At 35.4% G+C, this 18,962-nt stretch carries 20 protein-coding genes; all 20 read left to right on the top strand.

Annotated features, from left to right (window positions below; translation table 11 throughout):
* Positions 1-769: HEAT repeat domain-containing protein (locus CLV62_RS16230; RefSeq protein WP_221409252.1), on the top strand; the 769-nt coding region annotated here is incomplete at its 5' end.
* A 58-nt stretch (positions 770-827) separates the two neighbouring features.
* Positions 828-3,365, top strand: a complete 2,538-nt coding sequence (locus tag CLV62_RS16225) for a DNA methyltransferase (RefSeq protein ID WP_245904108.1) — start codon at positions 828-830, stop codon at positions 3,363-3,365.
* Between the two features lie 154 nt (positions 3,366-3,519).
* Entirely contained in the window at positions 3,520-5,478 is a 1,959-nt protein-coding gene (locus CLV62_RS16220; protein WP_110311826.1) for a DNA cytosine methyltransferase, read from the top strand.
* Positions 5,479-5,556: 78 nt separating this feature from the next.
* Positions 5,557-6,279, top strand: a complete 723-nt coding sequence (locus tag CLV62_RS16215) for a hypothetical protein (RefSeq protein ID WP_110311825.1) — start codon at positions 5,557-5,559, stop codon at positions 6,277-6,279.
* On the top strand, positions 6,239-6,871 hold the full coding sequence (locus tag CLV62_RS16210) for a P-loop NTPase family protein (RefSeq protein WP_245904107.1): 633 nt from the start codon (positions 6,239-6,241) through the stop codon (positions 6,869-6,871). The genes CLV62_RS16215 and CLV62_RS16210 overlap by 41 nt, the downstream gene beginning before the upstream one ends.
* A gap of 106 nt (positions 6,872-6,977) precedes the next feature.
* Complete coding sequence (locus CLV62_RS16205; protein ID WP_110311824.1) at positions 6,978-7,262, top strand: hypothetical protein; 285 nt, start codon at positions 6,978-6,980, stop codon at positions 7,260-7,262.
* Positions 7,259-7,861, top strand: coding sequence for a nucleoside triphosphate pyrophosphohydrolase family protein (locus CLV62_RS16200; protein WP_110311823.1), 603 nt, complete (start codon positions 7,259-7,261; stop codon positions 7,859-7,861). The genes CLV62_RS16205 and CLV62_RS16200 overlap by 4 nt, the downstream gene beginning before the upstream one ends.
* Before the next feature lie 11 nt (positions 7,862-7,872).
* Positions 7,873-8,742, top strand: a complete 870-nt coding sequence (locus tag CLV62_RS16195; protein WP_110311822.1) for an adenine nucleotide alpha hydrolase family protein — start codon at positions 7,873-7,875, stop codon at positions 8,740-8,742.
* A gap of 17 nt (positions 8,743-8,759) precedes the next feature.
* Complete coding sequence (locus CLV62_RS21750; protein WP_170120079.1) at positions 8,760-8,912, top strand: hypothetical protein; 153 nt, start codon at positions 8,760-8,762, stop codon at positions 8,910-8,912.
* Complete coding sequence (locus tag CLV62_RS16190; protein ID WP_110311821.1) at positions 8,909-9,166, top strand: hypothetical protein; 258 nt, start codon at positions 8,909-8,911, stop codon at positions 9,164-9,166. Before CLV62_RS21750 ends, CLV62_RS16190 begins: the two co-directional genes overlap by 4 nt.
* Before the next feature lie 5 nt (positions 9,167-9,171).
* Entirely contained in the window at positions 9,172-9,498 is a 327-nt protein-coding gene (locus CLV62_RS16185; protein WP_110311820.1) for a DUF4406 domain-containing protein, read from the top strand.
* Positions 9,499-9,511: 13 nt separating this feature from the next.
* Complete coding sequence (locus CLV62_RS16180) at positions 9,512-9,901, top strand: recombination protein NinG (RefSeq protein WP_110311819.1); 390 nt, start codon at positions 9,512-9,514, stop codon at positions 9,899-9,901.
* 166 nt (positions 9,902-10,067) lie between these two features.
* Complete coding sequence (locus tag CLV62_RS16175; protein ID WP_110311818.1) at positions 10,068-10,382, top strand: hypothetical protein; 315 nt, start codon at positions 10,068-10,070, stop codon at positions 10,380-10,382.
* A 103-nt stretch (positions 10,383-10,485) separates the two neighbouring features.
* Positions 10,486-11,037, top strand: a complete 552-nt coding sequence (locus CLV62_RS16170; RefSeq protein ID WP_110311817.1) for a terminase small subunit — start codon at positions 10,486-10,488, stop codon at positions 11,035-11,037.
* Positions 11,012-12,286, top strand: coding sequence for a phage terminase large subunit (locus CLV62_RS16165; RefSeq protein WP_110311816.1), 1,275 nt, complete (start codon positions 11,012-11,014; stop codon positions 12,284-12,286). The genes CLV62_RS16170 and CLV62_RS16165 overlap by 26 nt, the downstream gene beginning before the upstream one ends.
* Positions 12,287-12,529: 243 nt before the next feature.
* Positions 12,530-12,883, top strand: a complete 354-nt coding sequence (locus CLV62_RS16160; RefSeq protein WP_110311815.1) for a hypothetical protein — start codon at positions 12,530-12,532, stop codon at positions 12,881-12,883.
* Positions 12,880-13,131, top strand: coding sequence for a hypothetical protein (locus CLV62_RS16155; protein WP_110311814.1), 252 nt, complete (start codon positions 12,880-12,882; stop codon positions 13,129-13,131). The genes CLV62_RS16160 and CLV62_RS16155 overlap by 4 nt, the downstream gene beginning before the upstream one ends.
* A complete protein-coding gene (locus CLV62_RS16150) occupies positions 13,082-13,687 on the top strand; it encodes a hypothetical protein (protein ID WP_110311813.1) in 606 nt (201 codons plus the stop codon). Before CLV62_RS16155 ends, CLV62_RS16150 begins: the two co-directional genes overlap by 50 nt.
* A 123-nt stretch (positions 13,688-13,810) precedes the next feature.
* Positions 13,811-16,882 carry a hypothetical protein gene (locus CLV62_RS16145; protein ID WP_110311812.1) on the top strand — a complete coding sequence of 1,024 codons (3,072 nt, stop codon included), beginning with the start codon at positions 13,811-13,813 and terminating at the stop codon, positions 16,880-16,882.
* Positions 16,882-18,960, top strand: coding sequence for a hypothetical protein (locus CLV62_RS16140; protein WP_110311811.1), 2,079 nt, complete (start codon positions 16,882-16,884; stop codon positions 18,958-18,960). Before CLV62_RS16145 ends, CLV62_RS16140 begins: the two co-directional genes overlap by 1 nt.
* Positions 18,961-18,962 lie beyond the last annotated feature (2 nt).

Genomic DNA, 18,962 nt, shown 5'->3' with positions numbered 1-18,962 from the left:
TGTATTGTCGAAAGATAGCGACAATGATGTACGCAGCAGTGCTGCATCGAATCCGAATACTCCTGTTGAGGTATTGACTGTATTGTCGAAAGATAGTCACTGGGATGTACGCAGACGTGCTGCATCGAATCCGAATACTCCTGTTGAGGTATTGACTGTATTGTCGAAAGATAGCGACAATGATGTACGCAGCAGTGCTGCATCGAATCCGAATACTCCTGTTGAGGTATTGACTGTATTGTCGAAAGATAGCCACAATGATGTACGCAGCAGTGCTGCATCGAATCCGAATACTCCTGTTGAGGTATTGACTGTATTGTCGAAAGATAGCGACAATGATGTACGCAGACGTGCTGCATCGAATCCGAATACTCCTGTTGAGGTATTGACTGTATTGTCGAAAGATAGCGACAATGATGTACGCAGCAGTGCTGCATCGAATCCGAATACTCCTGTTGAGGTATTGACTGTATTGTCGAAAGATAGCGACAATGATGTACGCAGACGTGCTGCATCGAATCCGAATACTCCTGGCTATGTAGATACTAGAAAATATTATATCACAGACAAATATGTTGCAACACAGGGAACTACTTATTTATGGTATAAGTTTAATGCAGACATACCTTTCTATGTTTGCGGTTGCTTTATCGGAACAAAAGATCAGTTAATTGGGAAAATAAACTATGATGGAGGTAATAACTGGAATGAAAGGATGGTAATTCTGGGTATTCTGGATAAAAAATTTAATGAGACATTCGGTAAATAAAAGCATCTGACAGCCGGTGTTATTCCGGCTGTCCTCACAACCAATTAAACATCAGATTATGGATTGCAAGAAGCAAGAATACATTGATTTTCTTAAATCAAAGATGGCTATCAGTAGCCAAACAGGATTCAATATCGTTTCCGATAAATTAACTCAAACACTCTATCCACATGTAAAAGACTCTGTGAGCTGGGCAATTCGTGGAGGATGTCGTGCTATATTTTCCAATTTTGGACTTCAAAAAACAGTCACTCAACTAGAGATACTTAGACTTATAACCAAATATAAAGGCGGTAAAGGTCTGATCGTTTGTCCTAAACGTGTAGTTGTAGAGTTTGTTGAACAAGCTAAAAAATACCTGAATATGAATGTTGTCTATATCAAAAACATGCAAGAAGTTGAAGCATGTACATCTGACATTATGATAACTAATTATGAGAGAGTCCGAGATGGTGAAAAAGGAGTTCGCATAGATCCGGATTATTTTATAGCTACTTCTCTTGATGAAGCCTCAGTTCTTCGTGGATATGGAACAAAAACTTATCAGGAGTTTTTGCCATTATTCGCAAATGTTCCATATAAATTCTTAGCTACAGCAACACCGGCTCCTAATAGGTATAAAGAGATAATTCACTATGCCGGCTATTTGGGAGTTATGGACACAGGTCAAGCTCTCACTCGATTTTTTCAGCGTGACAGCACTAAAGCCAATAACCTCACATTATATCCTCACAAAGAAAATGAGTTCTGGTTATGGGTGTCTACTTGGGCACTGGTTATTACAAAGCCATCTGACTTGGGATATTCGGATGAAGGATATGAATTGCCAAAGTTAGAATGCTTTGAAGAGGTTGTGGATGTCGATAATTCCACAGCAGGAACAGATCGTGACGGTCAAGTGAAGATGTATCGTGAAGCAGCATTATCTCTACCAGATGCAGCTAAAGAGAAACGTGACAGTTTATCATCAAAAATAGAGAGAGTACTTGAAATAATTAACCGTCCCGAAAACAAAGATGACCATTTTATCTTTTGGCACGATACCGAATTGGAACGTCAGGCATTATGTAAAGCTATTCCCGAATGTAAAGCTGTATACGGTTCTCAAAATGATGATGAAGCAGATCAAATAATAGAGGATTTCAAAACCGGGAAATTAAAATACTTAGCAGCTAAACCCGAAATGCTGGGTGAAGGTCTTAACTTTCAATACCACTGCCATAAAGCTATTATGTTTATCGATTACCGGTTTAATGATAAATTTCAAGCAATACATCGTATTTATCGCTTCATGCAAAAATTTGATGTCTGGATGTTCTTTGTCTATGCAGAATCAGAGTCTGAAATATTTAAATCATTCATGCAAAAGTGGGCACAACATAATAATATGGTTGATAATATGGTAAGTCTGGTTCGTGAAAACGGTTTAACATCAACCAATACTGATGAAAAACTAATGAGGTGGATGTTTGCCAGTCGTGAGGTACAAGAAAGTAAGTTATGGGAGGCTATCAACAACGACAATGTACTGGAATGTTTGAGTAGACCGGATAATTCTGTTGGATTGGTAGTTACGTCTGTTCCCTTCTCCAATCATTACGAATACACACCTACATATAACGATTTTGGGCATAATACGAATAATGATAAATTCTTTGACCAAATGGACTTCTTATCTCCTGAATTATACCGTATGCTTCAACCTGGAAGGGTACTTGCTGTTCACGTGAAAGATAGAATCTTATTTGGAAATGCTACAGGAAAGGGAATGCCAACTTTAGATCCTTTTCATGCAATGTGCATATTTCATTATATGAAGCATAAGTTTGAATTCTTTGGAATGATTACAGTTGATACAGATGTTGTTCGTGAAAACAATCAGACTTACAGATTGGGATATTCCGAGATGGTAAAGGATGGATCTAAGATGGGGGTTGGTTGTCCTGAATATATTCTGCTATTCAGGAAACCTCAAACAGATACAAGTAAGGCTTATGCTGATATCCCTGTTGTAAAGAACAAAGCTGAGTATTCGTTAGCTAAATGGCAGATAGATGCTCATTCTGATTGGAAGTCCTCAGGGAATACGCTATTGAGCAAACATGATATTACCGGAATGGGTGTAGATAAGATAAGGTTTTTATTTCGAAATTTTGAGCGTGAAAACATATATAATTTTGAGAGACATGTTGGATTTGCTGAATACCTACTTGGAAAAAACATGCTTCCTAAAAAATTCATGGCAATAGATCCTGTTAGCAAAAAGGAATATATATGGGATGATGTAGTTCGTATGAGGACCCTTAATACAAAACAAGCACAGAAAAATAGACAAAATCATATTTGCCCTCTTCAGTTGGATATTGTTAACAGGCTAATTGAGCGATATAGTAATAAAGGAGATATTGTTTTCGATCCTTTTGGAGGTATTCAGACAGTCCCTTATTGTGCCATAAAGTTAGGCCGCAAAGGATTATCTACTGAGTTGAATTATGATTATTGGAAAGATGGGCTTATATATCTCAGAGAGGCTGAGAATGATGTATTATCTCCAACATTGTTTGATTTAATGGAATTTGAAGCCTGTGGAACTTAAACCGAACTGTAAATATTGCAAACTAGGAGCAGAAGCGATGCTCCATTGAATACCAGAAGTGGCTTATATTCCTCTACCGGAATTCGTAAGTGTGAATATTTCGTTCCGGATTACATCAAATACAATAAGAGTAAAATCTAAAACAAAATGAATAATGAAAATAGATGCAGATATTCAATTTCTATATATTGATCTTTTTTGTGGTGCAGGAGGTACATCCACAGGTGTAGAAGACGCAAGAATTAATAATGATAAATGTGCTAAAGTAATAGCTTGTGTTAATCACGATTCAAATGCTATTGCTTCTCATGCTGAGAATCATCCGGAATCCTTGCATTTTACAGAGGACATAAGAATTCTTGATTTGACAATGTTGTGCGAATGTATCAGATTGAATAGAATTAAATATTCTAATGCAAAGATTGTTCTTTGGGCTTCTCTCGAATGTACCAATTTCAGTAAAGCGAAAGGAGGCATGGCACGAGACGCTGATAGCCGTACACTTGCAGAACACCTGTTCCGATACATTGATGCTCTGAAACCTGATTACATACAGATTGAGAATGTAGAAGAATTTATGTCGTGGGGCGACTTGGATGAAAAAGGTAAACCTATCTCATCTACAAATGGCAAGCATTATCGTAGATGGATAAATGATGTAAAGAAATACGGATATGATTTTGATTATCGTATTCTTAATGCTGCTGATTTCGGAGCATACACAAGTAGGAAGCGTTTCTTTGGAATATTTGCTAAAAATAATCTACCCATAGCATGGCCGAAACAAACTCATAGCAAATCAGGAGCAAAGGATTTATTCAGTAGTTTATCGAAGTGGAAACCTGTTAAGGATTGCCTTGACTTTACGGATGAGGGAGAAAGCATATTTGGTCGTAAAAAACCACTTGTAGAAGCTACTTTAGATCGTATATATTCGGGATTAATAAAGTTTGTAGCAGGTGGAAAAGATAAATTTCTATTGAAATACAATTCAATGGGTAGAACTGGTAAATACAATGCTCCTGGAATTGAGGAACCATGTCCAACCATAAGTACACAAGGGAGACTTCAGATTTGTAATGTAAACTTTCTGTCTAAACACTTTAGCGGACATCCAGACAGTAAAAACATAAGCGTAGATGGTCCTGCACATACGATAACCGCAATAGATCATCACTCTTTGGTAAAAGCTAATTTCATCACAAAGTATTATTCTGGTAACCCTAATCAAATGGTATCGGGTGTAGATGATCCTGCAGCGACCTTGAGAACTAAAGATTCCCAATCATTAATATCTACATCTTTCCTTTCTGCATACTATGGAAATGGACATAATCATTCGTTGAATAGTCCATCACCAGTAGTAACTACAAAAGATAGATTAGCTTTCGTAAATCCTAAATTCCTATGTTCTTATAACTATAAAGATGAGCCGAAAGACTTAAACTCTCCATGTCCTACAGTACTGACAAAGGATAGGTTTTCACTTGTCAGCCCTCAGTATTTTATTGATCTGCAATATGGAAACGGAACACCTTCAAGTATCGATAAGCCAGCTACAACATTAACTACTAACCCAAAACATAAGTTGGTACAATGTGATAATTGGCTTATGAATACAAATTTCAAAAATGTAGGCAGTAGTGTTAATGAACCATCGCCCGTAATAACGGCAAATAGAAAATGGCACTATTTGATGAATCCGCAATTTAAGAGTAAAGGAGGCAATGTAAATATGCCATGCTTTACTCTTATCGCCAGAATGGATAAGATGCCCCCCTATCTTATTGAAGCTACTAATGATGCCCATCATATACCCTCATTTATTAAGATAATAGATAATTCTATTATTTACGAGATTTATGAAGATGATACTCTCAAAATGAAAAAAATAAAAGAGTTTATGGCATTGTATGGTATTCTTGATATTAAAATGAGAATGCTTCGTATTCCTGAGTTAAAGATGATTATGGGATTTCCGAAAGATTATGTTTTGATCGGTACTCAGGCCGAACAAAAGAAATACATAGGAAATGCAGTTGAGGTTAACATGGCTCGTGTAATATGTGAAGCAAATGCTAAAAAGTTAATTAAACTTGAAATGGCAGTATGAAATATAAATATTTCCAACTAAAACTTCATTTTCTAACTAGCAAAAAATTCGATGAATTAAGTAATTTATTCTTATAACATGAATTATATCAGAGAGATAAATAGTTTTTACGATTGGCTCGAAACAAACCCTGTGTCAAAATCGGTAATTGCCTTATGGAATGCACTTATGCACATAAACAATAAAACCAATTGGACACAATCATTTGAGGTAGCTATATCCACGTTAGAATTCAAAACAGGATTTAAACGTTCAGAACTATGTGAAGCTCGTAATGTATTAGCTCAGAAAGGTCGCATAACATGGAAGTCCAGAGGTGGTAATTTATCAGCAGTTTATAATATAATACCCTTTAGCGTCCATAATACGGACGCAATAGCGGACACAAGTGCGGACACAAGTGCGGACGCAAACCCGACACAAGTGCGGACGCAAAAGGATACACAAAACCGACTACTATATAAACTAAACATAAACGAAACTAAAGAAGAAGATATAAAGATAGAATTTGACAATTTTAGAAAATTATATCCGGGGACAAAAAGAGGTCTTGATACTGAATTTGAGAATTTAAAAAAGAAGCATAAGGATTATAAAGAAGTTTTATCATTTCTTCTGCCAGCTCTGGAAAACATGATCGACTGGCGCGATCAGAAAAAAGCTTTAAATCAATTTGTACCGGACTATCCTAATCTCCAAACTTGGATTAATCAAAGGCGATGGGAAACGGAACTAGGTAAAATAGAGAAAGGAGGTAACGATGGCGACAAAGGAAGCCGATTCTGTGGAGTTGAGAGTTAAACTCTTTAAGAAAACAGTATTTGATATTTGTCCTGATTATGTTGTAAATGAGAAAAATCGTGATTTGTTGAATGATATTTTCAAGTATTGCAATTTTATGGATGGAAAATACAATTCAATGAAAGGTCTTTGGTTATGGGGGTCAATTGGAACTGGAAAGTCAACTCTACTTAACATTGTTTCAACCTATATGAAACGTCAATATCCAATGCCAATGATAAAAAGTTATCATAACGAACCATACTCAGGAGGTTTTAAAATATACAACTGTACAAAAGTTGCAAATGATTATGGTAAATCGGCAAAAGAAGGTTCTCAAGGTTTAGATCCATATCTAAATAAAATTGAGATCGGATTTGATGAACTTGGAAGAGAGCCTATTCCTGTAAAAAGTTACGGTACTGAAATGAATGTGATGCAATATATATTTCAAACCAGATATGAGAATTATAGACTTGCAAGAACACATGTAACCACAAACTTAGATCCTGACAGCATTGGAGATTTAGATCTTTATGGGCCTTATATCTCAGATCGGGTGAAGGAAATGTTCAATATTATCAATATGAACGGGAAAAGTTTTCGCAAATAGTAAAATAAAACCAATTAAACATCAAGAAGAGGTAAACACACAATATGTTTCGCCGATTCAAAAGAAAGAACAATATGGAAAAGAAACATTTTAAAGCACTAGGAATATGAAACTAGATGCTAAAAAGATACAGAAAAGTCAGCAAGAAGCATCTGTGATATACAATCAATTCCAATCCATAAAAGATGATCTGTTTTTATTAATAAAACCTCATGTTTATAACGATATGGAAATAGAGCAGGGCGATATTTGCGTTGATTGTTTTTCGGGTGATGGCTTTGCCTTTATGATTGGAGATCGAGGTGTATCTGTCAATGAAATGATAGACCGTATATCTGAATTAAAAAAAGACGAGAAAATTAAATTATCTGATTTAACTACATATTTATGAAACCAAGACCCGATTTAAACACCCTCTCTAAAGAGGTGTATCAAGCCAATAAAGAAAAAGGCTTCCACGATAAAGAGCAAAGCAATGAAGCTTATCTGATGCTAGTGATAACTGAACTATCCGAAGCAGTAGAATCGGATAGAAAAGGTAAGAGAGCCAATTTTGTAGAATATGAAAATAGAAAATTAGTATGGCATAATGAATTATCTAATATTATTCCTGATTGTTTTAACTACGCTTTTGAATGGGCTATTAAAGACTCCATCGAAGATGAATTAGCCGATGCAGTTATAAGGTTGTTAGATTTAGCAGGGTTGAGAGGCTATAAGCTATGTACAGAAGATGCAACTATTGTCGAGTTTGTGCATTGTTCTCCGATTGATGAGAAGTTTGAAAGCTTTATAGAACATGTATTCGCAGTTGTAAAGCTCATAAGTGGCAATTATGACATGGACTTTTCGCCAGATGAAATAGTAGAACTAACTATACTCTCAATAGAATATCTATGCGACACTCTCTCTATCGACCTATGGTCTCATGTTGAATTAAAATTGAAGTACAACCAAAGCCGACCCTATAAACATGGGAAGGCTTATTAAAAGAAAATAAGATGAAACAAAAACTACTCGTCAGTTTTTCGGGCGGTCAAACATCAGCATATATGACTAAATGGTGTATTGACAATCTCTCAGAGAAATACGACATAGTAGTTGTATTTGCCAATACCGGCAAAGAGAGAGAAGAGACACTTCAATTTGTAAACGAGTGCGACAGTCTATGGAATTTTAATACTGTCTGGGTAGAAGCTGTTGTGGATCCTAAAAAAGGCTATGGACATGGAACAACATTCAAAATTGTAACCTTCGAAACAGCATCCCGACAAGGAGAGCCGTTTGAAGCTGTCATTGCTAAATATGGTATACCTAACAGCTCATTTCCTCATTGCACAAGAGAACTAAAAACAGTTCCTATCCATAAATACATAAAATCTATAAAGTGGAAAGGTTACTACACAGCAATAGGCATTCGGAAAGATGAGATTGATAGAATAGATAGAAATTATAAAAAGAGAAAGTTTGTTTATCCTTTCATTGCTCTAAACATGAAACCATCCGATAAGATAGATGTAAATATATTCTGGTTAATGCAGAACTTTAGATTAGAACTAAAAGGGTATGAGGGTAATTGTGATTTGTGTCATAAAAAGTCGGATCGTAAAATATTAACCATTCTACTAGAACATCCTGATAGTGCTAATTGGTGGGATGAAATGCAGCAAAAGTACGGCAAAGGTCAATACTATTTCTATCGCAAAAATCGCTCAATAATGGAGCTATTGAAGCAATCCAAAACCCCATTTAAAAAAGCAAAAGACGATTCGAGAGATACAGTAAAATTTAAGCAAGAAGATTTATGGGATGATTTAGATCTAACATATGGCTGTGAAGAATCATGTGAACCATTTGCAATTAGTTATTAAAAACAAAACTAAATATTATGAACGAAAAAGAATGTCCTATCTGTAATGAATATATGGAATACACCAGGATAAAAGATGCAGATGCAGGGGAAATGCTTATAACTGTTGCAGGTTATTATTGCCCATACTGCTTGTGTCATGAATTAACAATTATAAATATCTCAAAATGAGAAAAGTAATTAACATACTTAAAGATGACGGCTTTTCAAAGATGGATAGCTGCGTATACGCTAATGACAAAGGTATATGTTTTATACTGTCTTCATCCGAAATAAGAATAATAAACAGACGTGGTGATACTATTGAAGAGTTTAGAAATGTAAAACATGACTCAGACACAAATTATCTAATTGTAGGCTTCTTATATGCTAAAGGTTGGTTAAAAGAAGATTATAGATTGCCCAAAGAATATCAAATAAACTAAATAATATGAGAATATACATATCAGGGCCTATATCAGGTCTTCCATTTGAAGAAGTTCAAAAGGCTTTCAATGAAGCTGAAAGAGTATTGAGATTGAACGAATGGGAAACTATCAATCCTCTCAATAACGGATTGCCAAAAGAATCTACCTGGAACGAACACATGAGAGCAGATTTAAAGCTTTTGCTTGATTGTGAAGCCATCTATCTACTTCAAGGATGGCATAAATCCATGGGGGCGTGTATGGAGTTAGATATAGCCCGGGGTTTAGGAATGGAAATTGTTTTTGAAGAAAATAAAGCTGAAAAATCAACAATGAATTTCACCGATTAAAAAGAAAGAAAAGATGCCATCACCCAATAAAGTAAAAGAAGCAGATAATATACTCTCCCGGTTCATAAGGTTGTTTTATTCCAAGGATGGATATGTAAGTTGTTTTACATGTGGAAAGGCTTACAGAATCAGCGAAATGCAGAACGGTCATTTTATACCACGTGGAAATATGACTTTGCGATTTAGTATTATGAATTGTTTTCCTCAATGCAAAGAATGTAATGAGTATAAAGATGGAAATGAAGCTAAATACCGTGAAGCATTAACTGAGAAATTCGGTATTGCTCATGTTGAGTATCTGGATAAGAAAAAGAATGTCATAAAACACTGGACAGACTTCGAATTAGATGAGTTAATACAAAAGTTAAAAACAAAAGTCAAAACAATGGAGAAAACTCAATAGGAATTATTGCTTTCATTTTGTCGATAAAACAACCGATTTTTAAGACAAAGTGAGGGTCTCTCACCGTATGGATACAAACAAATGTAATAAAATGATATAATTCGGCGAAATAAAGAGGCGTAATGTAAAATTCACAATCTATTTCGCCGATTAAATAAAAAATACCATGAACATCCTACAATTAAATACAAAAGCAAAAGAGTATAATAGAAGCAAGTGGAGAAAAGATGTATTGTCGAAGTACAAAGCTATCCGAAAGCAAGTAAAGAGATGTGCAGAGAAAGGAGATTACGAACCAGAATGGACTGTATCAAGTTTCTCTCATCACATGATAAGTCAATATTATGCTGCAATAAGATTATTTAAAATGAAACATCTGGATATTGATGTAAAATTGAATATTAAATCATGGGATAACTTTCCTAATATTTGGTTTAATGCAAAAGAATTGCATATAATTATCAGTTGGATTGAGATATAATAGTGATTTATTAGTGAAAGTGTTGGATATAGTTCAGCACTTTCTTTTAAATGTATAATCTAAATGATGATATTATAATCATAATGATTATTTTTGTATGTAGATGAATGAAGAAAACAAAATAGCATTAAACGATAAGCAGGAAAGATTCTGTTATGAGTATTGTATTGATTTCAATGCAACTCAAGCTGCTATTCGTTCCGGATATTCTAAAAAGACGGCTAAACAGATAGGATCGAGATTGTTGACGAATGTTGACGTTCAAACCAGAGTTAAGCAAATGCAAGCTAACCTTGCAGAAACAGCTGGGATATCTGCATTGATGATTGTTCGTGAACATGCAAAGATTGCTTTCTCTAATGTTGGTCAACTCAGAGATGGTTGGATAAAACTGAAAGACTTTAAAAAACTAACCGATGATCAAAAAGCATGTATTCAAGAAGTGGCAACAAAGACGGTCCATAGGACTATGGGTGATGAACCGGTTGAAGAGGAGTATGTAAAAGTGAAACTATATGACAAGCAGAAAAGTCTTGACAGTTTAACAGACATTCTCGGACATAGGCCGTCTCAAAAAATAGATTCGACAGTTGAGCATAAGAATCAGCAAATCATAATCCAAAAGACTTATGAAACTGACAATAAAGCAGACTAGAGCATATGATTATCTTACAGAACCTCAGTTCTCCCATATATCTGAATTGTTGTATGGAGGAGCTGCTGGTGGAGGTAAATCAATGCTCGGTGTGCTTTGGCTCACAGGACAAAGTTTAACTTATCCAGGCACAAGATGGGTGATGGGGCGAAAATCTTTAAAAACCCTTAAGGAGACCACTCTTAAGTCTTTTTTCGACTTAACAACAAAGCTAGGTATAGCTTATCGTTATGTAGAGAACAAAGGAATATTCTTTCCGAACGGCTCTGAAATACTTCTCAAAGATCTTGCTTATTATCCATCTGATCCAAATTATGATGAATTAGGTTCTCTTGAAATAACCGGAGCTTTCGTTGACGAGTGTAATCAGATTACAAAAAAATGCTGGAGTATTCTAAAATCCCGGATTCGTTACAAGCTCGATGAATACGGGTTAACCCCTAAAATAATGGGATCATGTAATCCCGCTAGGAATTGGGTTTATGAAGAATTTTACCTTCCATCTAAGGAAAGCAGACTAGAACCTTACAGAGCTTTTGTTCAAGCCTTGGTAACCGATAATCCATTTATATCTAAACACTATATTGAGAATCTTGAAATGCTTGATGAAGTAAGTAAAGAGAGGCTCCTCAAAGGCAATTGGGATTATTTGGATATTACTGATAAATGGACGTTCTCATTCAGGCCTGAAAAGCATATTGGATCTTGTACACTTAATAGAGAAGAAACTGTCTACCTATCCTTTGACTTTAACCGAAATCCAATTGTTTGCACCGTTTATCAGCACTATAACGATACTGTATATTGCCTTGAGGTTATTGATATCGATGATTCGACAATATATAGGCTTTGCGATGAGATAATAGAAAGGTATGCTGATTGCTTTTTTATTGTCACAGGAGATATATCTGGCAAAGCAAAAACAACTATGTCACAGCTAAATAACTTTGATGTTATTAAGCTATCTCTTGAATTATCAAGAAATCAGATGCAATATTCCGGAGCAAATCCTCCTTTGGCAGAAAGCAGACAACTTGTTAATGCCATGTTGGAGCAATACAATATTGTATTTGATGAACAAAAGTGCAAGCCTCTGATATTTGACCTCATGAATGTTAAATCTGATAATGAAGGTAAGCCAATAAAGGATGATAGAAAGGACTTATCTCAAAGAGCCGACTGTTTAGACACATTTAGGTACTATCTGCATAGATTCTTTAAAGATTACCTAAAATATTTCGCAGCATAAAATAATCAGTATGAACATATATAAATCAAACGGATTAGTATATTTGTATGTAAATCAATTAATATTCACTTATGGCAAAGAAAATAAAGCAATGTAGTAGTTGCATATTCTGGATAGGAAAGGATCCTGACAGAAATCTCTGTTCTGAAATAAGAGTTGGCACTGATGTTTTTATTAGTGGTCGATATCTTCAGACAACTTCAAGTTTCGGATGTTACAAATATAAAGAAAAGGAGGTAAAAGATGATTCTATATCTGATACAGACGCTGCTTCAAGCTCTGGTGATTAGTCTATGCTGTGTTGCTATTCATGTTACGACATGGAAAGGAATGATTCTTCATTCAACTTCTAAGACACTAGATAAATCTCTAAGAGCATTCTTTCGAAAGTTTTTTTATATGTCAGAAGGTAAATCATGGAATCTTACATTATATCTGTTAACGCCTATTTACAGATGCATTATTTGCATGAGTAGCTTCTGGACTATTATGTTTTGGTTCTTTTGGAACTTCAATCTTGGATTAATGATCCTCGTTGTTTGTGGCATCAATACAATTATCACAGCAATAATATCTAATCTCTTACCCGATGAATGATGAAAGAATTACTACTCGTTAATGGATGGGAGCATTATAAAACCGGATGTAGTTGCAATGGCTCTCCTAGATTTTACAAACATTCCGATCATTTCGACTATAATGTAATAGTTCGGAATAATCGATTCTCTATTAAAAAAGGGAATGAGGTTCTAATAACAGACAAACCAGAACAATTAAAACAAGCACTTGAAAGATATGAACTTATTCAGAAAGATACCACAGAAAATAAGAACTTGGAAGCATAACAGGAAGGATCCGAAGAGAGTGTTTCCACATACACACCATATTATCAATATTGCATTCTCTGTTGGAGGTGTTGACTATTATCAATTTGATGATGTGTTTAATATTCCTTATGAGCGTGGGCTTATGGCTTTGGCTATATACGAAGAAACAAGGATGAATTGCAGTAGAGAATATCTTGAAAAGCATGTAGAGGTAATGCATGAGCTCCTACATTCTAATCAAGTTGATATTTTTAAAATAAATCAACTAAATGAGCAGATCAAAGAGCGATTGAACATATCCTTTGATGTCTCGCTTCTATATAAGCTAGCATCTGTAGTTTTCTTTGATAAGAATGAGAATCCATCCTTGTATGAACCAGAATATTGTGATAAAAAAATAGCATTTTGGAAAGAACATAGAGGTGTGACTGATTTTTTTTTACAAAAGCCGTTACTGGAATTAATTCCATTTTTGCAGAATGTAGACTTCGATTTGGAAACGTATTCAGATCTGATAGACAAGTTAGACAAGATACATTTGGAGCGTTTACGGCTTTCCAAGTCCAAAAACTGATTGATTCCTTTGAAGATTGGAAACAAATTCTAATAGAAAAGAATGTAGACTTACCAACACTTACTATTTATGAATTTTTCTTCCAACTTAATAAAGCCTTGAAACCAAAACCGCCTAAAAGCGATGGCAAATAATGTATTAATCAATTTCACGGCTGATACCGGTGGATTGGATGAAGCAAATAAGAAACTCGAAGAACTAAAGAAGCGAGAACAAGAACTCATAGATAAAGTTGCTCAACTACGAAGAGAACAACAAGCAGCTCAATTGAATGCCCGAAATACACAAGATCAGTCACGAGCTACTCAAGAATATGGGAGAAGAATTCAAGAGGTCAGAAATCAACTAACGCAAACTAGAAGAAGTATAACTGATCTTTCTCAAGCTCAGAGAGAATTACAAAATAGTATTCCTACTGAAGCTATGAATCAATCATTCCGGACTATGCTCCGGAATATTAGAGAGCAAATCGCCATGATGGAAGTCATGGGAGATACAGGATCAGATGAATACCAAAGATTGGTTGAAGAAGCCGGAAGGCTCGCTGATATACAGGGAGACGTAAATAGACAAATCAATAACGAAGCCTCTGATACAAGAATATTCGATACTATTCTCGAAGGAACACAACTCGCATCTGGAGGGTTTTCGGTATTGACCGGCGCAATGAGTATCTTCGGTGAAGAGAATAAAGATGTTCAACAACTGATGCTTAAAATGCAATCATTGATCGCAATCAATACTGGATTGCAACAAATACAGAATGCAGTTCAGAAAGAAAGTAACCTCATGATGGCTGTTGCAGCCCTTCAGTTAAGAGCAAAAGCTATTGCTGAATCATTAGCTACTAAAAATACTATTTTAGCAACCATAGCACAGAAAGCCTTTAATCTGGTTGCAATGGCTAATCCTTATGTATTATTAGCTGTTGCGCTTTTATCAGTTGTTGGAGCATTGTACATATTTTCTAGAAATACGGAAACTGCTTCTGAAAAACAGAAAAAACTTAATGATCTTCAACGGGAATCCATTGAGATTAAAAAAGAAATGGCAGATAGGATTAAAGAAAATGGAGAAGATTCTATCAGATTGTTGGAACGTGAATATGAATTAATGAAAGCTGGTGGAGCTAGTGAGGCTCAACTAGCTCAGAAAAGGAAGCAAATCAATGATGAGAGGGTTAGAGTAGCTAATTCTTTGCGTCTGCATTATGGTGAAGAAATAAGTAGTCTTGAAAATAATAAAAAGAAAGCTGAAGAACTCGAAAAGCAACTTAAGCTCATCAATGATGAGTCTCAAAAATTACGAGATCAAGGAAAAACTGTAATGAAGTTTAAAATTGATGGTAAAATTCAAAAATTTGATATCGATGAAGAGAAGTTCCAGAAATTCAAAGAAAACATTCAAGAAAGACTTGGTAATTTCCGTTTAAAAATAAGTAATGCACAAGAAGCCGAAAAAGAGGACGAAGAAGCTAGGCATCAAAGAGAACTTGATGAAATAGAATCTAATAAGAGAGCTGCTGAGGCTGGTAAAAAGTCAGCTGTTGCACTTGCCCAATATAAAGTAATTCTCACTAAAAAGGGAACCATGGAAGAGCTCAACGCTCAAATCGCTGCTCTTGAAGTTAAAAAGAATGTTGATCTCCAGAATGCTGACATTACAAAGGGTGAACGTCTCCTGATTACCAAGGAAACCGAATTGCAGATTCAGCAATTAAGGGATGAATTCACCAAGAAACAACTTCAAGATGAAGTGGAATTGATCAATGCCGGGTTATCAGCAGCAAAAGAGGGTTCTCTTGAGGAGTATAATTTAAAGGTAAATCAGTTAGAAAAACAAAAAGAAATAGAACTCTCCGAACGCAACCTTACAATAAATCAAATTAAAGCAATTGAGGCTAAATACAGAAAAGAAGCTCTTAAATTAGATGAAGACTTTACCAATAAAGTCGCTGAAAATACAATTAACGGTAATATTTCCGTAATTAATGCAAAATTAGCTCAAACACACTCCGGATCCACAGAAGAATATCAGTTAAGACTTGATTTAGCTGAAGAAAAAGCTAAACTTGAACTACAGGATGTGGAAAATACAATTAAGAATGAGGAATTTAAAGCAGCAAGGATAAAAGAAATAAATGCAGAATTAGCTAAAGAGAAAAAAGAGATACTTACAGAGCAGGATTCGACAAATCTCCAAAAGCAAGTCAACACTGAGACTCTCATTGCTACTCAACAATATGAGAATGGAAAGTTATCCAGAAGAGCCTATGAGAGTGAATTGAACAAGATAACCATTGATTCTCTCAATAAGCAAATTTCAACAAGAAGAAAGAATGGAGAAGATACGATTGATCTTGAACAAGAGTTATCTGAAAAACGTATTCAAATAGCTGAACAAGAAGCTGAAAGTCGAGCTGCTATCCAAGACGAGTTATTTAATACAATCTCAACTCTTGCAACATTGAGTTTTGATAATCAGAAAGCTCAAATACAGCAACAGCTTTCTGACCTTGATCACTATTATACAACTGATGCTGAAAAGGCTAAAAGCAATTCAAGTTTAAAACTTATTTCAGAAGAAGAATATAACAGAAGACAGTTGGAGTTAAAGAGAAAAGCAGCCCAAGCCGAAAAAAATCAAGCTATTTTCAATCTGATTTTAACTAACGGGCAAGCTATCGCTCGAGCATTTAAAGATTTTCCTTTTCCATACTCTGCAATTGTCGCTGCTCTTGTCGGTGTTCAGACGTTCGCTCAGTTGAATGCGATAAGGTCACAACCTCTTCCCAGATACTGGAAAGGACGAAAAGGAGGAGAAGGTGAACATGCTCTGGTTGGTGAATACGGTCCCGAGATTATGTGGATTCCTAAAGGAGCCTCAATTATGCCGGCTCATGATTCAATAAGAGCCATGAATGGTGACCGATCGGTTATGTCAAAGTGGAATATGCCGGCAATAGATCCTTCTTATCCTGTATCACCTGTTATCAGTCAACAATTAATAAGCGATGCAAGAAGAACTTATAATACAGAGATAGATTATGATAGGGTTGGAAGATCTGTTGCTAAGTATCAAAAGACTCCCGTTCAACGCCCGGTATATGTATCTGTTGATCGATCGGGAACTACTGTAACAGACGGAAATACAAAAGTAAAGCACCTGAATAGTAAATTTAAAACTACAATGTAATGGATTTTAGAAGATATTTTCTTTCCTACAAAGGCACTCAGACCGAGATAAAAGAACCAATCGGTTTTGATGGATTCAAACCAAAGCTACTAAGAGGTATATCCCATGGCACCATTTGGGAATATGCAGAGGTAACTCTTGGTTTTGGAGGGTTAAGTTATGATATTTGTAAAACAGCTTATGAAAATGAAGGTATTGAAGCAGATGTTATTCTCATAGTACAAGAAAAGGTAAATCAAATATGGGATGAATTCTATACCGGTAGACTTGACTTCGCTCAATATGTTGAGAAAAAAGGCAATTCAATTATAATTGAATTGGGAGTGGCTCAGATAGATGTTCAGACAACAATAAGAAACAGGATAAATACTAAAGTGGAGCTTGAATCATTAGTCGGTTTTGATGGTCAAGTATTACCGGAATATCCGAATCTGAAAAAGAATATCTTATTAGAAGGGAAATCCGTTTTTACTTCGAGTAGAGCGGAAACCAATGATTATGCCTCATCTCTTTCTACAAGAGACGGAAATACATATTTTAATATAATATTTAGTGTTGAGGTAAAAAGTGAGCTATTTGATTTAAATGCGATTACGTCACATGATGGAGATCTAAATGATGTACAACCCATCTTCATTGTTCCTGATAATGATATTACATATACTAATATCAGAATTAAAGCGAGATATAAAGTATATGCAAGATACACGCGTGGAGTTCGTAATTTCAATACTTTTGCGTATTATAGAATTAATAGTGAGAGCCCAATTAATATAGGTACTCCGGCGGATGATCCTTATTATGGGCCTTATGTAATTGTTGATTTAGATATCAATATAAATTTAAACGCTGGGGATAGGTTTTATTTATATGGAATGGCTGAATCTGATGCAGCTTTAGAATGGAGATACTATATCGCTCCAATATCTGATGATGCTATTGCTTTTTTTGAAGTAACCGGAACATCGAAATATAAATCTACTAATGCAAATCTAAGCCTCGTGCATGAGTCACTGAGTAGGATTGTTGAATCTATTACTAATGGAGAAATAACCGTTAAGTCAGATTACTACTCTCGAATAGATAGTGATGTTAACCCATCGGAAATAGATGGATGTGGCTCAATGCGTGGTATTCTTACAGGACTTAACCTCAGAAACGGACTTCTTACAGATGGAAGTCTCCCTGTAACTTATATCTCGTTAAAAGATTACCTGGACGCTCTTATCTCAATTGATTGTATCGGTTACGGCGTGCAGGGCAATAAGTTGATTGTAGAGCCATATAAGCATTTCTACAACAACGATGTGATAATGACTTGTGTGAATGTTAGCAATGTTGAGCGGAAAGTAGATCTATCCCGATCTTATCAGCTATTCAATAACGGTTATAAGAAATGGGAAGCAGAAGAATACAACGGTATCGATGGATTTCACGGAAAAAGACAATATCGAACCTCCTTAAAAATGATAGATACCAAGCTTGAGAAAGAATGCTCCTTTGTGGCTGACGGCTATGCAATAGAAGCAACCAGGAGAAGGCAAATAGAGAGTGATACAAAGGACTGGAGGTATGATAATGACGTGTTTATTGTCTCACTGGAAAGAGATATTGGTAATACTATTATTGTTGAGACAGGTGCTATTGATCCTGATGGTACGGTTATAGATCCTGATAGTATTTACAACGTATCTATATCTCCTGCGAGAAATGCAATGAGGTGGTATAGCTGGATTATGCAAGGGGTGAAAGATGAAGCATTGATCTTTGCAGGTGGTGAAGGCTATGTAAGAGCTAAACTGTTGATCAATACTATTTGTTCTATTGAAACAAGTGTAATTAAGGAGTCTCAAGATATTCTTCCATCTGATTTTAAGGAGTCTGAATTGTATACTCCGATATTCAAACCGGAACTTATCTCGTTTCAACACCCTATAACCAGAGATGATTTTAATCGTATAAAATCAAACCCATACGGATTGATAGAATTCAATGGTGAATATGGATGGATAAGTGAGATAGAATTCGACCTGCTAAAATGTATGGCTGATTTTACATTGATACCAAGAATGAGGTAAAA

Origin of the sequence: Indolivaga alginatilytica (genome assembly GCF_003201355.1) — a bacterium.
GTDB lineage: Bacteria > Bacteroidota > Bacteroidia > Bacteroidales > Dysgonomonadaceae > Dysgonomonas_A > Dysgonomonas_A alginatilytica.
Note: the sequence above shows the minus strand (reverse complement) of the source record. Positions and strands in the feature narration are given on the sequence as shown.